Annotated in this window: 14 protein-coding genes and 1 pseudogene; 9 read left to right on the plus strand and 6 right to left on the minus strand. The window is 43.6% G+C overall.

The genetic code is table 11. The features are described from left to right. Positions 1-55: 55 nt before the first annotated feature. The 8 genes from hutU (at position 56) to ACGF5R_RS09020 (ending at position 8996) form a co-directional block, all read left to right on the plus strand. Positions 56-1735, plus strand: coding sequence for a urocanate hydratase (gene hutU / locus ACGF5R_RS08985; protein WP_112876295.1), 1680 nt, complete (start codon positions 56-58; stop codon positions 1733-1735). Between the two features lie 8 nt (positions 1736-1743). Further along, on the plus strand, positions 1744-3288 hold the full coding sequence (hutH, locus tag ACGF5R_RS08990) for a histidine ammonia-lyase (protein WP_387690527.1): 1545 nt from the start codon (positions 1744-1746) through the stop codon (positions 3286-3288). Between the two features lie 87 nt (positions 3289-3375). Next, complete coding sequence (locus ACGF5R_RS08995) at positions 3376-4770, plus strand: amino acid permease (RefSeq protein WP_262981442.1); 1395 nt, start codon at positions 3376-3378, stop codon at positions 4768-4770. Positions 4771-5125: 355 nt separating this feature from the next. After that, positions 5126-6058 (plus strand): 50S ribosomal protein L3 N(5)-glutamine methyltransferase, encoded by a 933-nt coding sequence (gene prmB / locus ACGF5R_RS09000; RefSeq protein WP_112876292.1) that lies wholly within the window; start codon positions 5126-5128, stop codon positions 6056-6058. Between the two features lie 86 nt (positions 6059-6144). Next, positions 6145-7230: a chorismate synthase gene (aroC, locus tag ACGF5R_RS09005; protein WP_112876291.1), complete on the plus strand. Its 1086-nt coding sequence runs from the start codon at positions 6145-6147 to the stop codon at positions 7228-7230. Between the two features lie 88 nt (positions 7231-7318). After that, positions 7319-8122: a sulfite exporter TauE/SafE family protein gene (locus ACGF5R_RS09010; RefSeq protein ID WP_112876290.1), complete on the plus strand. Its 804-nt coding sequence runs from the start codon at positions 7319-7321 to the stop codon at positions 8120-8122. Between the two features lie 22 nt (positions 8123-8144). Continuing rightward, positions 8145-8696, plus strand: coding sequence for an elongation factor P hydroxylase (locus tag ACGF5R_RS09015; RefSeq protein ID WP_112876289.1), 552 nt, complete (start codon positions 8145-8147; stop codon positions 8694-8696). A 21-nt stretch (positions 8697-8717) separates the two neighbouring features. Next, entirely contained in the window at positions 8718-8996 is a 279-nt protein-coding gene (locus tag ACGF5R_RS09020) for a YfcL family protein (protein ID WP_387690529.1), read from the plus strand. A gap of 206 nt (positions 8997-9202) precedes the next feature. On the opposite strand, the gene ACGF5R_RS09025 is transcribed toward ACGF5R_RS09020, so the two are convergent. From ACGF5R_RS09025 to ACGF5R_RS09045, 5 genes and pseudogenes are all read right to left on the minus strand, one after another. Beyond that, entirely contained in the window at positions 9203-9415 is a 213-nt protein-coding gene (locus ACGF5R_RS09025; protein WP_262981438.1) for a type II toxin-antitoxin system RelE/ParE family toxin, read from the minus strand. Continuing rightward, a complete protein-coding gene (locus tag ACGF5R_RS09030; RefSeq protein ID WP_112876286.1) occupies positions 9402-9701 on the minus strand; it encodes a type II toxin-antitoxin system RelB/DinJ family antitoxin in 300 nt (99 codons plus the stop codon). The genes ACGF5R_RS09025 and ACGF5R_RS09030 overlap by 14 nt, the downstream gene beginning before the upstream one ends. Before the next feature lie 103 nt (positions 9702-9804). Further along, on the minus strand, positions 9805-11871 hold the full coding sequence (gene mnmC / locus ACGF5R_RS09035; RefSeq protein ID WP_112876285.1) for a bifunctional tRNA (5-methylaminomethyl-2-thiouridine)(34)-methyltransferase MnmD/FAD-dependent 5-carboxymethylaminomethyl-2-thiouridine(34) oxidoreductase MnmC: 2067 nt from the start codon (positions 11869-11871) through the stop codon (positions 9805-9807). 137 nt (positions 11872-12008) lie between these two features. Next, a pseudogene (locus ACGF5R_RS09040) lies at positions 12009-12130 on the minus strand (IS30 family transposase); the annotation flags it as partial. A gap of 301 nt (positions 12131-12431) precedes the next feature. Then, positions 12432-12977 carry a hypothetical protein gene (locus ACGF5R_RS09045; protein WP_112876284.1) on the minus strand — a complete coding sequence of 182 codons (546 nt, stop codon included), beginning with the start codon at positions 12975-12977 and terminating at the stop codon, positions 12432-12434. A gap of 674 nt (positions 12978-13651) precedes the next feature. Here ACGF5R_RS09045 and fabB point away from each other — a divergent pair. Continuing rightward, complete coding sequence (gene fabB / locus ACGF5R_RS09050; protein ID WP_112876283.1) at positions 13652-14866, plus strand: beta-ketoacyl-ACP synthase I; 1215 nt, start codon at positions 13652-13654, stop codon at positions 14864-14866. A gap of 450 nt (positions 14867-15316) precedes the next feature. On the opposite strand, the gene ACGF5R_RS09055 is transcribed toward fabB, so the two are convergent. After that, positions 15317-16837 (minus strand): tripartite tricarboxylate transporter permease, encoded by a 1521-nt coding sequence (locus tag ACGF5R_RS09055; RefSeq protein ID WP_112876282.1) that lies wholly within the window; start codon positions 16835-16837, stop codon positions 15317-15319. Positions 16838-16846: the final 9 nt, after the last annotated feature.

The following is a 16846-nucleotide window of genomic DNA, read 5'->3' on the forward strand; positions in this document are numbered from 1 at the left end:
CATGTATGTACAACTATACATTAGCAAATATCTAAAGACCAAAAGGAGCCAGACCGTGACCGCCCAAAATAGTAAATTCCGTAATGTTGGTATTCGGGCACCCAGAGGAACACAATTAACAGCCAAAAGTTGGCTAACCGAAGCTCCTCTGCGCATGTTAATGAATAATCTTGATCCAGAAGTTGCTGAAAACTCTTATGAACTGGTGGTGTATGGTGGTATTGGTCGGGCTGCTAGAAATTGGGAGTGCTATGACAAGATTATTGAAACACTGAAAGAGTTGGAAGACGATGAAACGTTGTTAATCCAATCGGGTAAGCCGGTTGGGGTATTTAAAACCCATAGCAATGCCCCACGGGTACTTATTGCAAATTCGAATTTGGTGCCGCACTGGGCGACTTGGGAACACTTCAACGAGCTGGATGCTAAAGGGCTGGCTATGTACGGCCAAATGACGGCGGGTAGCTGGATTTACATTGGCAGCCAGGGAATTGTTCAAGGCACCTATGAAACGTTTGTGGAAGCTGGTCGCCAGCATTATAACGGTAATTTACAGGGCCGTTGGGTGTTAACTGCTGGTTTGGGAGGGATGGGGGGAGCACAACCGCTGGCTGCAACACTGGCTGGAGCGTGTTCGCTAAATATTGAGTGTCAGCAAAGCAGGATTGATTTCCGTCTGCGTACTGGTTATGTCGATGAACAAGCGAAAGATCTGGATGACGCCCTGGCTCGGATCGAAAAATACACTCAGGAAGGTAAAGCCATCTCTATCGCACTGTGCGGTAATGCCGCTGAAATTTTGCCTGAATTAGTCCGTCGGGGCGTACGCCCGGATTTGGTCACTGACCAGACAAGTGCACACGATCCTCTCAATGGCTATCTACCGAAAAACTGGAGTTGGGAAGAATACCGCCAACGTGCTATTTCAGCACCGGAAGAGGTCATCAAAGCAGCAAGATCTTCAATGGTGGAACATGTTAAGGCGATGTTGATTTTCCAGCAACAGGGCATTCCTGTTTTTGATTACGGCAACAACATTCGCCAAATGGCATATGAAGTCGGCGTAGAAAATGCTTTCGATTTTCCTGGTTTTGTTCCTACTTATATTCGCCCGTTATTTTGCCGTGGTATCGGGCCCTTCCGCTGGGTAGCGCTTTCTGGTGATCCACAGGATATCTATAAAACTGACGCTAAAGTTAAAGAATTACTCCCCGATGATCAACATTTGCATCATTGGCTAGATATGGCGAGGGAACGCATCAGCTTTCAGGGTCTACCTGCCCGTATCTGTTGGGTTGGTTTAGGGCAGCGAGCCAAGCTAGGGTTAGCTTTTAACGAAATGGTACGCAGTGGCGAACTTTCTGCACCGATTGTTATTGGTCGTGACCATCTGGATTCCGGCTCTGTAGCCAGCCCGAATCGCGAGACTGAATCCATGTGTGATGGCTCTGATGCCGTTTCGGACTGGCCGTTGCTAAATGCCTTACTGAATACTGCCAGCGGTGCTACCTGGGTTTCTCTGCATCATGGCGGTGGTGTCGGCATGGGTTTCTCACAACATGCCGGTATGGTGATTGTTTGTGATGGAACTGATGAAGCCGCAGAACGTATAGCACGGGTGCTACATAACGATCCGGCCACTGGGGTTATGCGTCATGCCGATGCAGGTTATGAAATCGCTATCCATTGTGCCAAAGAGCAAGGACTAGACTTGCCGATGCTTAATACAAAATAAGGAACATTATGAAGCAGCTAACTATTTATCCAGGCAAATTGACCCTTGATGAACTACGTCAGGTTTATCTACAACCGATAAAAATCACGCTGGATAGCCAAATTTTTCCTGCTATTGAACACAGCGTGGAGTGTGTTAATGCGATTCTTGCTGAAAATCGCATTGCCTATGGGATTAATACCGGGTTCGGGCTATTAGCCAGTACACGAATTGAAGAAGATAATTTAGAAAAACTACAGCGTTCGCTTGTCGTTTCTCATGCTGCCGGGGTCGGTGAAGCGTTGGACGATAATATGACCCGGTTGATCATGGTATTGAAAATTAACAGCCTCTCCCGTGGTTACTCAGGTATTCGTCTCGCCGTTATTCAAGCATTAATCGCGTTAGTCAATGCGGAAATTTATCCTCATATTCCCTGTAAAGGATCGGTAGGGGCTTCGGGTGATTTAGCGCCGTTGGCACATATGAGCTTGTTATTACTTGGGGAAGGGCAAGCGCATTATCAGGGCGAATGGCTGCCAGCCAAAGAAGCGCTGGCAAAGGCCAATTTACAACCCATTACATTAGCGGCTAAAGAAGGTTTGGCGTTACTCAATGGAACCCAAGTATCCACGGCCTTTGCGTTACGTGGGTTATTTGAGGCAGAAGATCTGTTGGCGGCAGCGATAGTTTGTGGTTCTTTATCCGTAGAGGCGGCATTGGGTTCCCGCAAACCATTTGATGCCCGTGTACATGCGGTACGGGGGCAACAGGGGCAGATCGATGTTGCCGCATTGTATCGTCATGTATTAGAGGAGAGCAGCGAACTATCAGATTCTCACATCAATTGCCCCAAGGTACAGGACCCTTATTCATTACGTTGTCAGCCACAAGTCATGGGCGCTTGCCTGACTCAGTTGCGCTATGCTGCTGATGTTATTCTGACTGAAGCTAATGCCGTATCTGATAACCCACTGGTGTTTGCTGAGCAGGGAGAAGTGATTTCCGGTGGTAACTTCCATGCTGAACCTGTTGCAATGGCGTCTGATAATTTGGCTCTGGTATTGGCAGAGATAGGTGCATTGTCAGAACGACGTATTGCGTTGTTGATGGATTCACATATGTCACAGCTTCCGCCTTTTCTGGTTGAGAATGGTGGTGTGAATTCAGGTTTTATGATTGCACAAGTGACGGCAGCGGCGCTTGCCAGTGAAAATAAAGCATTAGCACACCCGGCGAGTGTTGACAGTTTACCAACTTCGGCTAATCAAGAAGATCATGTATCAATGGCGCCGGCTGCGGGACGTCGTTTATGGGAGATGGCAGAAAATACCCGAGGTATTCTGGCAATTGAATGGTTATCTGCCTGCCAGGGGATCGATTTCCGTAATGGCCTGAAAAGCAGCCCGATTTTGGAAGAAGCGCGTGTTATCTTGAGAGCGAAAGTAGATTATTATGATCAGGATCGTTTTTTTGCACCTGATATTAATGCTGCTGTGAAATTATTAGCTGAGCAACATCTCTCCTCATTACTTGCTTCTGGACAGATATTACAGAGTAAAAATAACCGTTAAATAAGCCAATGGCCGGTGCCCGACCGGCCTGATTGTCACATTTATCTTTCTCATAAAACCCAATAATAAAAGATAAGAGGGTAAATCATGCAAGCTTCATTACAACTAGAGCGAGGACTCAACGCACGCCATATCCGGTTTATGGCGTTGGGTTCTGCGATTGGTACAGGTCTTTTTTATGGTTCTGCTGAAGCAATAAACATGGCCGGTCCGGCGGTATTGTTAGCTTATTTAGTGGGCGGTGCTGCTGTCTTTATGGTTATGCGTGCTTTAGGAGAAATGGCGGTCTACAGACCGGATGCCGGCTCTTTCGCCAGTTACGCTCATCAATATTTAGGCCCGTTACCCGGATTTATTACCGGCTGGACTTATACTTTCGAAATGATCATCGTTTGTCTGGCGGATGTGACTGCTTTTGGCATTTATATGGGGCTATGGTACCCGGAAGTGCCGCGTTGGATATGGGTACTTAGCATTATTTTCATTATTGGCGCGCTCAATCTTTGTAAAGTCAAAGTATTTGGCGAAATGGAATTCTGGTTATCGATTCTGAAAGTTGCTGCAATCAGCGCCATGATTATTGCCGGAACCTGTATTATTCTGTTTGGTTTTAGCGGCCATTTTCAGGCAACGGGGGTTCAAAATCTGTGGCAACACGGGGGATTTATGCCTAATGGGTTGGGGGGCATTATTGAGTCTCTGGCTGTTGTGATGTTTGCTTTTGGTGGTATTGAAATCATTGGTATTACATCCAGTGAAGCTAAAAATCCGGCGAAAGTGATCCCGCAAGCGATTAACTCTATCCCGTTTCGCATTCTTCTGTTTTATGTACTCACTATTTTTGTATTAATGGCGATTTACCCTTGGAACAGCATCGGCCAAGAAGGTAGTCCATTTGTCGCAATATTTCAGGGATTAGGCATTGGTTCGGCGGCGAATATTCTGAATATTATCGTCATTACGGCGGCAATTTCGGCCATTAACAGCGATATTTTTGGTGCCGGTCGTATGATGTATGGTATGGCGGAGAAAGGATTAGCCCATAAAAAATTTATGCATTTAAGCCGTAACGGCGTGCCTTGGGTGACGATCATGGTTATGACACTGGCGTTATTGTGTGCTGTGGTTCTCAATTATTTGCTGCCTAAACAGGTATTTGTCATTGTTGCTTCGATTGCGACTTTTGCCACTGTGTGGGTCTGGTTAATGATTTTGCTATCTCAATTTGCTATGCGCAGAAAAATGTCACCGGGAGAAGCACAAAAATTACAATTCCCAGTACCGATGTGGCCTGTTGCGCCGATTTTGACCATCGTGTTTATGATATTTATTATTGCTGTTCTCAGTTACTTCCCTGCGACACGAATTGCGTTCTATGTGGGAGGTGTATGGATCGCGCTGTTAATATCCGCCTATTATTTATGGATACGAAAAAATGTCATTATTGTGAGCGCTCAATCAGCCAAAGAAACGCGGTGTTAAATAGGTATACCTATGGATTTCAAGATGCGTCGCGACGGCAAGGGAGCGAATCCCCGGAAGCATAGATAACTATGTGACCGGGGTGAGTGAGTGTAGCCAACAAAGAGGCAACTTGAAAGATGACGGGTATAGAAACCAAACCGTCTTGTTGTTGAATAAGACGGTTTGCATCGAAAATTAATTAAAAATCTACGATAAAATATCTGGGTTGCCTTTTTAGTTGTCATTCCTTAATTCATTGTTCGCTTAACATTAGTACTTAAAATTCTATATCATTAACCTGATATAAAGCTGATTTGTCTCAATGATCGTGGCAAACTAGCAGGCTAATGAATTTGCAGGGTTGGAGGCGCTTTTGGACAAGATTTTTATCGATGAGGCAGTAGCTGAGTTATATACCATTCAGGATATGTTGCGCTGGTCTGTTAGCCGGTTTAATGCGGCGAATATTTATTACGGGCACGGCACAGACAATCCCTGGGATGAGGCACTGCAACTGGTTCTTCCATCACTGTTTTTGCCGTTGGATATCCCACAAGAGATGCTAACCACGCGACTGACATCAACTGAACGTCATCGTATTGTTGAACGGGTACTGCGCCGTATTAATGAGCGTATTCCAGTTGCTTATTTGACTAACAGAGCTTGGTTTTGTGGTCATGAATTTTATGTTGATGAACGGGTTTTGGTTCCACGTTCACCGATTGGTGAATTAATTAATAATGAATTTGCAGGATTGATCCCTGAGCAGCCCGCCAATATCCTCGATCTCTGCACGGGTAGTGGTTGTATTGCCATTGCTTGTGCATATGCTTTCCCGGAAGCAGAAGTAGATGCGGTGGATATTTCCGCAGATGTGCTGGCCGTGACTGAACAGAATATTCAGAATCACAGCCTTGACCACCGGGTCATTCCGATTCGTTCTGATCTGTTCCGCGATATGCCACCGGTTAAATACGATCTTATTGTCACGAACCCGCCTTATGTTGATGCCGAGGATATGAGCGACTTGCCGGAAGAGTTTCGCCGTGAGCCTGAGCTGGGTTTGGCGGCGGGTTCGGATGGTTTGAAACTGGCACGCCGTATTCTGGCAACTGCGCCAAATTTTCTCACTGAACGAGGTGTATTGATTTGTGAGGTTGGTAACAGTATGGTGCATTTGATTGGACAATATCCTGATGTGCCATTTACTTGGTTGGAATTTGAATATGGTGGTGATGGCGTATTTATGTTGACACGTCAACAGTTGGTTGAACATCACGAACATTTTCGCTTATTCAAAGATTGAATAATTGAATAGGCTGTAGCTGCGGTAATAATAATGCAAAACGGGCAGAGTTAAATAAAAAGAACGGTTAACAGGAAGGAATTGGGATGGCGGGAAATAGTATCGGGCAATTTTTCCGGGTCACCACTTTTGGCGAATCTCACGGTTTGGCGTTGGGATGTATTGTCGATGGTGTGCCACCGGGCATTGCAATCACAGAAGCTGATCTGCAAGTTGATTTAGATAGGCGTCGTCCGGGAACTTCCCGTTATACAACGCAGCGCCGTGAGTCGGATCAGGTTCGCATTCTTTCTGGTGTATTTGAAGGGGTAACTACTGGCACCAGTATCGGTTTACTCATTGAAAATACTGACCAGCGTTCTCAGGATTACAGCGCTATTAAAGATGTATTTCGTCCAGGCCATGCCGATTACACTTATGAACAGAAATACGGTATCCGCGACTATCGTGGTGGTGGCCGCTCTTCTGCTCGCGAAACGGCAATGCGTGTTGCGGCAGGTGCAATAGCGAAAAAATATTTGCTGGATAAATATGGCATTCGTGTCCGTGCTTGCTTGACCCAAATGGGTAATATCCATTGCCAATTGAAAGATTGGGAACAGGTGGAACAAAACCCATTTTTCAGTCCTGATGAAACCAAGCTTGAACAACTTGATGCCCTGATGCGTGAACTGAAAAAGGCGGGCGATTCTATTGGCGCGAAAGTGACAGTGGTCGCGGAAAATGTTCCTGCTGGTTTGGGAGAACCGGTTTTCGATCGCCTTGATGCTGATATTGCTCATGCGCTGATGAGTATTAATTCAGTAAAAGGTGTTGAAATTGGTGATGGTTTTGGTGTTATCAATTTACGTGGCAGCGAAAACAGAGATGAAATAACTGCTCGGGGATTCACCAGTAATCATGCGGGAGGAATTCTGGGGGGTATTAGCAGTAGCCAGCCAATTGTTGCTCATATTGCGTTGAAGCCAACTTCTAGCATCATGGTGCCTGGCAAAACGATTAACCGTCAGGGTGAAGAAGTGGAAATGGTCACTCGTGGTCGCCATGATCCTTGTGTTGGTATCCGTGCTGTACCAATTGCAGAAGCTATGATGGCGATTGTGCTGATGGATCACCTGTTACGCCAGCGAGCGCAGTGTGCTGATGTAGAATCCAGCCTTCCTCGCTGGTGAATTTGAGAATGAAGCTAGCCTTGAAAATCCCAGAGACTGAAATGGGTAGCTTAATGTTGATAAGCGGTTTCTTTTGATGGGATGAAATATGGACTGGTTATTGTCATTAAGTGCGGAAGTTTACGTTCTGCTCTTTCTGGTTGCAGTGATGGCTGGATTTATTGACTCGATTTCTGGTGGTGGCGGTCTATTGACCATCCCGGCGCTGTTATCCGTTGGTGTCTCTCCGGTGCAGGCGTTGGCGACCAACAAGTTGCAGGCAGTGGGAGGCTCCTTCTCTGCCAGCCTCTATTTTGTTCGTTACGGTGAGGTTGATCTCAAATCTCAACGCTTTGCCATACTGATGACATTACTTGGCTCAATGGCTGGTGCGATTATTGTCCAGTTTATAAAGCCAGATTTTCTCTGTCAGCTATTACCGGTTCTGGTCATTATCATTGGTCTTTATTTCCTTTTGACGCCAGCCATTGGTATGGAAGATAGCCATCGTCGCTTGACGCCTGTGGCCTTTGCCTTGTTTATCGGGAGTGGGCTTGGTTTATATGACGGCATATTTGGTCCCGGTGTTGGCTCATTTTATGCATTAGCTTATGTTGTGTTGTGCGGCTATAACCTGGCAAAATCCACCGCGCATGCTAAGGTACTGAACTTTGCTTCTAATATAGGTTCACTGGCGCTTTTTATCCTTGGCGGTCAAGTTTTGTGGATATTGGGCCTTGTGATGTTGGCAGGGCAGGTGATTGGCGCACGGTTAGGCGCAAGTTTGGTTTTGACTCATGGGCAAAAATTGATTCGCCCTATGATTGTCATTATCTCTTTTTTGATAAGTATTAAGTTACTGAATGATAATCACGGCGATACGATCCGTAGCTGGCTAGCATTTTATTTTTGATTCAGGATCTTGTTTTTAATTCATGATAACGCATAACTATCAACAACTTATTGATATTTTTAATCGCTGTTTTGGTGATGAATACAACACTCGTTTGGTTAAAGGCGATAATGAACCTATTTATCTGCCGGCAGATGAAGAGGTTCCCTATAACCGGATTGTGTTTGCTCATGGTTTCTATGCCAGTGCATTACATGAAATTGCTCATTGGTGCATTGCGGGTAAAGAGCGTCGTAAGCTAGTGGATTTTGGTTATTGGTATTGCCCGGATGGGCGTGATGCACAGACGCAAAGTGAATTTGAAAAAGTAGAAATTAAACCACAGGCACTTGATTGGTTGTTTTGTACTGCGGCAGGTTTTCCGTTTAATGTCAGTTGTGACAACCTTGAAGGGGATTTTGAACCTGACAGATTAGTTTTTCAGCGTAAAGTTCATGCTCAGATCATAGACTATTTGGCGCAGGGTATACCTGCAAGAGCAGAGTGCTTTATTCAGGGATTGCACTCGTTCTACAATACGCCCCCATTGAAAGCAGAACATTTCCCTTATCCGGAAGATATGTTCGTAGAATGAAATTGAATTTAAGGAAAAATAATGCTTGCTGAGTTTGAAACGCGCATTTTGGCGCAAATCGATGACATGGTAGATCATGCCAGTGATGATGAATTGTTTGCTGGTGGTTATCTCCGCGGGCATCTCACTTTAGCGGTAGCAGAATTGGAGCAGGAAGGTGCGCATACGGCTGAACAGCTTCATGATCGTGTTGAAGAAAGTATCCAAAATGCGATTAAAGCGGGAGAATTGGCACCACCAGATCAGGTTCTTGTTCTTAATACCTGGCAGCGCCTGCTGGATAATGCCAAAGCTGAATAATTTTATTAAAGGGCAGAAAACGAACTGTGCTACCAAAATTCATATGAATATCTAACGCTTGGCGGTGCAGTTCGCCAGAATCAGAGGCTCAATAGCGATTTTTATTCTTTCTATGTTTTACTTTATCTCGTTTGATGGTGGCCATTGTCGTGAGGTATGTAGTACCCGTAGGATAACCACCGTGTGGGTTGTTTCGGCATACACCACTACATAACTACATAGTTGGCTCGGACAACCATCTCCCGCGTGCCGGGAATGCGGCCTGGTCGGTAAAGTTGCGGGCGTTCTGGTAATGTTGCCACCTTATTCTCTATTTCGTTTTTTAACTGTTGAGCTGCATGGGGATTATCGTCAGATATGTAATCAATAATTATCAACAAATCAGCTCTGGCTGTTTCCCTCCATTCAAGAGTTAGCACGAAGTTTCCTTTCAATTAATTCTTGCGCTTCATCCATTACTTGCTGATGTGGGACTGATTGGCGCGTATCGTCGAGCGCTTCTTGCACTTTAGCGAAAAACCAAGCGTCGTAAGTTTCCGTATCAGCGGTGAAACCAGCGGGTAATGCACCATCTCTGGCGACACGGGTTAGCAGGATGCGTACAGCATCAGATATGGTTAGGCCTAAATTAGCGAGCGTTTTTGTCGCATCGGTCTTGAGTTTGTCGTCTACACGAACGTGCAGCATTGATGTTTGAGTAGCCATTTTTTTATCCTCCGTCTATCAGATTCCATTATGTATCTCATTTGAGAGCTATGTGCAAGCGTTAGGATACATTAAATGATATTACCAAAATTCATATGAATATCTAACGCTTGGCGGTACAGTTCCTTAATGGCTTTTCAATTTTCACTTTACGGCCTTTCAGTAGTTTTCTGATCCAAAAACGATTTGGATGAAGAGCTGCCAGTGTTTCATTATCCAGTGGTAATGGCTCATCAAAGATCTGCCCTGCAAGGATTTCTGCACTGAGTGGCGCAGAGCATAATCCACGAGAACCTAATGCCCCGATAACAAACAGATTGGAATAACAAGGTGCATCTGTGATGGGGGCCTTTGTACGGATTTGTTCTGGCAGATCTTGATAATCTGCCATTATTTCATTGAGATTCGGCACATTTCCCACCATTGGCATATGATCACGAATAGCGCAGCGAATACCTTGACGGGATTGTTTAGCAGAAACATCAACCTGATTTACCCATTCGGCATCAGGTAAACATTTCAGCAATCGATCTCGGTTCTCCTGTTGTTCTATTTCAGAATATTCACTATCAAGCCGATGACGCTGATAACTGGCGCCGATACAATGGTGTTGATTGGCTGGATTAGACGGTGTTATATAACCATCGTAGCAAAGTACATTTTGCAATTGGCTCAGATCAGTTGTCGTTGGAATATGGCTGACTTGACCACGAACAGCAGTTACCGGCAGTTTCTCAGTTTGTTCAAATTGGGGTAGATGATGACCGTTGGCGATAATTACCGTTTTATGCTGTACATTTAACGGTTGTCCTTGATGCATCAAATGCAGTTGCCAACCATGTTGGTTGTGATTAAGCGCGGTAACTTGATGATTTAAGCGACAGAGCATGCCTTGCTGTTGGGCTAATTCGGTTGCCGTTTTGGTGAGTTCAGCCGGGCATATCCATCCGCCTTGTGGATAGTGAATGCCGTGGTGATGAATATCCAGCCCACATTTTTCACTCAACTGATGACAATTCATGCCGATGGCGAGTTCATTCGGCCATTCTGTTGCCAGCATTTTCTCAATTTTCTTGCTACTTTTTTCATCATAAGCAAGTTGGCTGACACCACACCATTGGTGGTCGAAATCAATTCCTTGCGCTGATAGCTGCTCATACTGGCGGCGGGCAAAGGTAAATGCCGCGGTAAAGAATTTTTCGAGTTCGTTATTATTACCGTTAAGTAATGGGTAAAGTGCTCCTTGGCGATTACCGGATGCACCTTGTGCCGAGGTTGTATCCTGACAGTAAAGAGTCACCTGCGCTCCACGACGCAGTAGCGCGAGTGCGGTGAAAATACTGGCAATCCCGCCGCCGATAATGGCGATATCATTGGTGTGGCTTGCTGACGGCCGGGCAAACCAAGGTGCAGGTAATGGCTGATATTTATGAGTTGCTAAAACCCCAGTCAGCATTTCTCTTTTGCGGCCAAATCCTTTGACTTTACTGACATTAAAACCGGCTTGTTGTAAACCACGACGGACGATACCCGCAGAAGTAAAGGTTGCAAAAGTGCCTTCTGGATGAGCAAATTGTGCCATTGCAGCAAACAACTGTTCACCCCACATTTGCGGGTTTTTGGCAGGAGCAAAGCCATCTAAAAACCAAGCATCTATTTTGCTGTGAAGACTGGAATCCATTGTTGGCAACAGATCATTGACGTCACCAAACCATAAATCCAGTGTGACGGTTCCGTTTGCCATAATCAATCGGTGACAGCCTGCTAGTGGTTGAGGCCATTGCTGACAGAGTTGCTGAGAAAAAATTTCAAGCTCAGGCCAGCGTTGATGAGTGGCTTTTAACTCGTTGGTTTTCAGTGGATACTTCTCGAAACTGATGAAATGTAGACGCTTCAATGGGGCATCAGGATTTTGCTGTCGAAATGCATCAAATGATTGCCAGAGCGTCAGAAAATTTAATCCCGTTCCGAAGCCGGTTTCCGCGATTACACAGTTAGAACGGGAATGAGTGCTGAATCGTTGGGGGAAGCGGTTACCGTTGAGAAATACATAACGGGTTTCTTCCAGCCCATCTTGATTTGAGAAGTAAACGTCATCAAACTGTGTTGAAACCGGAGTACCTTGATCATTCCAACTTAGGGTTGCGGTACAGATAACAGAATTTTTCACGGTAATGCCTGTAATATTACTGATAATAATGCGATTTTAGCGAGGTTGGGGTTGATGTACCACCTGGCAGAAGAAAAGAGTGGAAAAGTGTTGAGCCTTGCTTGCGGCGTGTACGGTTTTGCCATCCCAAATTTTCAGGGGCGATTATTTAATCGGTTTATGAAAAATTTATCTCTCGGTTAGAGACTTTATTAAAGTCTGTTATTTTTGGAAAGTATTGACTGATGAGTCCATTGATATTCTCATTTATTTCTCTTTTATCTTTATATACCCAATGGATTTCAAGATGCATCGAGACGGCAAGGGAGTGAATCCCCGGGAGCATAGCAAACTATGTGACCGGGGTGAGCGAGTGCAGCCAACAAAGAGGCAACTTGAAAGATAACGGGTATAAATCAATATATAAATAGTCTCATGATACAAGAATATTTTTTTATACTGCTTTAGATAATCAACCACTTGTCTGGCTTTTATTATGAATAAGCGCTCTTCATAAAATTGCACCTTAATCAGTTGGTGTCCAACTTTTGGGGTGCAGTTCAGCAAAAAAGGGTTTGCATTTATAAATGAATGTGAAATCCACATAATTTTTTAAATTCTTCTGATTGCCTCTTTTTTAAATGTGAGGAAATCGTATCAATCATTGATATCACTTTACGCTTGGCTGCTTCTTTATCACCGCCATTATGATTTACTTCTTCAATATAGGATGAGCATAACTTACAAAATTCAACTACTCTCTTTTCAAGGGTATTTGAATATTTGTCGATAAAATCATAATGGCGGTAATTATTAGCCCGTTTTAAGTAATCTGAATTTTGCATAGGTGTAGGTATGAATACTTCTTCTGAATTGAACCCGGCAATCTCCTTAGTATAACTTCTGTATATTGATTCTAATAATCGCTGATTTTTACTGGATATAATCATAATTAGTCCATAAAGCGTGATGAATGCGCCAATTAGGATATGATTTTGTTGTGAAGCAATTGGTTCAATTTTGTTAAATTTGTTGCTGTATTGTGATAAAATATTTATGTCCATATTAAAAGCTACTAAGATCCATATGATACCAACGCTCAGTAGAAGATAACCAAGTCCTCTCATTATTAACCCCCATTAGGATTATTGGGTAAAGTTACTTAGGTCTTACAATGAACCGACCATTTGCATATGACATAGCATAATTACCATTATTTTTTGTGTGAATAATGGCTTTATCGGTTGATAAAATCAGAAAATTTTCTGTTCTAAAACATTTGTTGCTGTAAGTTTAGGTATTTTATGTAATTCAGCCAGTAATATAACATAGGGATTGATTCATTTCATGAAAATTTTATTCATCCTTATTAGTCTCAGTTATTAAATTTGTTTCTAATTAACAAGAAATTTAATAAAATAGCAAGTATAGCAACTGCTATATAAATATAAGGCTACTAATCATTATCCGGATGATTGATAAGTTCATATGTATTGCATTGATATTATTAGCCTTAGACTAAGTTTTTGATGGAAATTACGAGTATTTTTCGATCTTATTGTTTAACAGAATAATTCCTATCTGAAATTTATTTTCATCTATTGAAATCTGAATCTCTTTATTGTGTTCTATGAAAGTTAATAGTTGCTTTGATTTGAAAGCATATTGGGATTTTTAGAAAGATGAATTTTTCTTCGTAATTTTATCCTGATCGGACTTGTTCAGCGTACAAGTGTACGCTAAAGTGCTACATAGCTATAGATGGAAATCCAGCAGATAAACATATTTAATGAGGTATTTAATGAAGCGTGTAGTGATCACTGGCTTGGGTATTGTTTCCAGCATTGGTAATAATCAGAAAGAAGTACTGGCATCTCTGAAAGAAGGCCGCTCCGGAATAACTTTTTCTGGAAAATTCAAAGAGATAGGAATGAGAAGCCATGTCTGGGGTAATGTAAAACTGGATACTTCCGGATTAATAGACCGAAAAATTCAGCGTTTCATGAGCGATGCCTCTGTTTATGCTTATCTGGCGATGGAAGAGGCAATTAAAGATTCTGGCCTAGCTGATGATCAGGTTTCCAATATTCGTAGCGGATTGGTAGTGGGTTCTGGTGGTGGTTCCCCGTATAACCAGGTTGCGGGTGCTGATGGGATGCGTACTCGTGGTTTGCGTGGTGTGGGACCTTATATGGTAACCCGCTCAATGGCTTCCGGTGTGTCAGCTTGCCTTGCAACTCCGTTTAAAATCAAAGGGGTAAACTACTCTATCAGTTCTGCATGCTCTACTTCTGCCCATTGCATAGGCCATGCAGCTGAACTTATTCAGTTAGGAAAACAGGATATTGTTTTTGCCGGTGGTGGTGAAGAACTCTGCTGGGAAATGAGTTGTGAATTTGATGCAATGGGTGCACTTTCAACGAAATACAACGAAATGCCAGAAAAAGCGTCCCGTACTTACGATAAGAGCCGTGATGGTTTTGTTATTGCTGGCGGTGGCGGTATTGTTGTTGTGGAAGAATTAGAGCATGCATTGGCACGTGGCGCACACATATACGCTGAAATTGTTGGTTATGGAGCAACATCTGATGGCGCAGATATGGTTGTTCCATCTGGCGAAGGTGCGGTTCGTTGTATGAATATGGCACTGCAAGGTGTGAAAGGTTCCATTGATTATGTGAACACGCATGGTACATCTACTCCTGCGGGTGATGTGAAAGAGTTGGAGGCGATCAGGGAAGTTTTTGGTGATACAACACCGGCAATTTCTGCAACAAAAGCGATGACTGGCCATTCACTGGGGGCTGCTGGTGTACACGAAGCGATTTATAGCCTACTGATGTTAGAGCATGGTTTTATTGCACCAAGCATTAACATTGAAGATCTTGATGATAAAGCGGTAGGCATGAATATCATCACTAAACCTACTGAGCAAAAGTTGAATACGGTGATGTCCAATAGTTTTGGTTTCGGTGGTACTAATGCTTCTTTGGTGATGAGCAAGTATTCAGCTTAATTTTCCTCATCAGAGTCTATTTCGATCGTGTCCAAACAACAATGGTCGTTATTTAATGCATCTTAGGTGACCGCGTGTAGCGAGTCACCTTTGTGTGTATGTTCCTGTTTTTGTATGTTGTTCGTATCTTGTCTGTTTCAACAGAAAAAGCCATTGTTAACAATGTTGAATACTCAATACTATTTAATAACTATTTAATAACTATTTAATAGTTATTGGGAGTTTTGAATCACCTATTTGGTAAAGATAGTATTTTGGTAAAGTGATTTTTGCTATGAATGTTGCAACAAACTTGGCGTGTTGTGTTATCCGTTTATAAGTATAAATTCAAACCTGTTTTGCTGAATTTTGATTGTGTATGAAATGTAATGTGAATATGGAAGTATATTCCTGTTACGGTAGGAAAGCCTATAATAATTATGATCTTGTAATATTATAGGCTTTTATTTATTACGTTTTGTTTTCAGTAGCCATTTGCTGAATACGGCGCTTACGGATAATTCTTAATATTGGTGGAGTAATCAGAACCAGAGCGGCAAGTATCAATAAGCTCTGAGTAATTGTGCTGCTCCACAGAATGCCAAATTCTCCATTACTAATAGAAAGTGCGCGACGTAAATTTTGTTCCAGCATTTCTCCTAATACGAAACCGAGGATTAATGGCGACATCGGGAAATTCATCTTCCTCAGAATGTAGCCAAAAATACCCAACCCTACCATCAACAGAAGATCAAATGTCGTACTGTGTATGGCATATACACCAACCGCTGAAACAGCAGCAATAGCTGGAACAAGGAACCAGAGTGGGATAGTGAGCATCCGTGTAAATAGACCTATCATTGGGATATTCATAATCAGTAGGATAATATTGGCAATCAATAAAGCCGCAATTAACCCCCAGACGATATCTGGCTGTTCAGTGAACATTCCCGGCCCAGGCGTAATATTATAGAGCGTTAATGCCCCCATCATAACGGCAGTGGTGCCTGAACCTGGTACTCCTAATGTTAGCATTGGAATAAAGGAGCCACAGGCCGAAGCATTATTAGCCGCTTCTGGTGCTGCTACGCCGCGAATATCACCTTTACCAAATGAATCGCTATTCCCACTGAGCTTCTTTTCAGTCATGTAGGTAATTGCGCTAGCAATAGTCGCTCCTGCACCAGGCAAAATACCGACAAAGAAACCGATAAAGGATGATCTAAGCGTTGGTATGGCGCATTCAGCCGCTTCCTTGCGATTGAACAGCAGACGGCCTGTTTTGCGGATAATGGTTTTGCCGGCGGAGGTACTCTCTAACATCAGCAAAATTTCGCTGACAGAAAACAGACCTATTACCACAACAATAAATTGAATGCCATCTGACAGATGAACATTGTCGAATGTAAAACGATAAACCCCGGTGTTGGCGTCTACTCCGACAGTTGCCAGACCCAATCCTATTAATGCTGCTAATAGTGATTTCAGCGGATTCTGACTCATCATGCTACCCAGACAAGCAATAGCAAAAACCATAAGTGCAAAATATTCAGCAGGGCCGAAAGCCAGTGACCACTGCGCCAGTAATGGTGCAAACAAAATAATGCCGAAAATTGCCAGCAAAGAACCACAGAAAGAACTCACCGCGGAAATAGACAGTGCCACACCTGCACGGCCCTGTTTGGCCATCGGATAACCGTCTAATGCGGTCATAATGGCAGCGGCATCACCGGGAACATTCAGCAGAATCGATGATATACGCCCACCATACTCACAACCGATATAAACGGTTGCCAATAAGATCAGGGCAGATTCAGCAGGCAGTTTTAAAGCGAAAGCCAGTGGCAGCAGAATCGCGACACCATTAATCGGCCCAAGCCCCGGTAGCAGCCCAACAATCGTACCGACAAAACAGCCAATTAAAGCAATAATCAGGTTTTGCGGCACCATTGCAACTTCAAAACCTTGACTGAGATACATCCAGGTTTCCATAAGTTCTCC

The sequence above is a fragment of the Photorhabdus sp. RM71S genome (assembly GCF_042879355.1).
GTDB classification, from domain to species: Bacteria; Pseudomonadota; Gammaproteobacteria; order Enterobacterales; family Enterobacteriaceae; genus Photorhabdus; species Photorhabdus kayaii.

Coding starts and splice junctions, on each gene's coding strand:
- ACGF5R_RS08995 (WP_262981442.1), top strand. CDS start 3,376: ATGCAAGCTTCATTACAACTAGAGCGAGGACTCAACGCACGCCATATC.
- ACGF5R_RS09055 (WP_112876282.1), bottom strand. CDS start 16,837: ATGGAAACCTGGATGTATCTCAGTCAAGGTTTTGAAGTTGCAATGGTG.
- ACGF5R_RS09030 (WP_112876286.1), bottom strand. CDS start 9,701: ATGGCTACTCAAACATCAATGCTGCACGTTCGTGTAGACGACAAACTC.
- ACGF5R_RS09010 (WP_112876290.1), top strand. CDS start 7,319: ATGGACTGGTTATTGTCATTAAGTGCGGAAGTTTACGTTCTGCTCTTT.
- aroC (WP_112876291.1), top strand. CDS start 6,145: ATGGCGGGAAATAGTATCGGGCAATTTTTCCGGGTCACCACTTTTGGC.
- fabB (WP_112876283.1), top strand. CDS start 13,652: ATGAAGCGTGTAGTGATCACTGGCTTGGGTATTGTTTCCAGCATTGGT.
- ACGF5R_RS09045 (WP_112876284.1), bottom strand. CDS start 12,977: ATGAGAGGACTTGGTTATCTTCTACTGAGCGTTGGTATCATATGGATC.
- hutH (WP_387690527.1), top strand. CDS start 1,744: ATGAAGCAGCTAACTATTTATCCAGGCAAATTGACCCTTGATGAACTA.
- ACGF5R_RS09015 (WP_112876289.1), top strand. CDS start 8,145: ATGATAACGCATAACTATCAACAACTTATTGATATTTTTAATCGCTGT.
- ACGF5R_RS09020 (WP_387690529.1), top strand. CDS start 8,718: ATGCTTGCTGAGTTTGAAACGCGCATTTTGGCGCAAATCGATGACATG.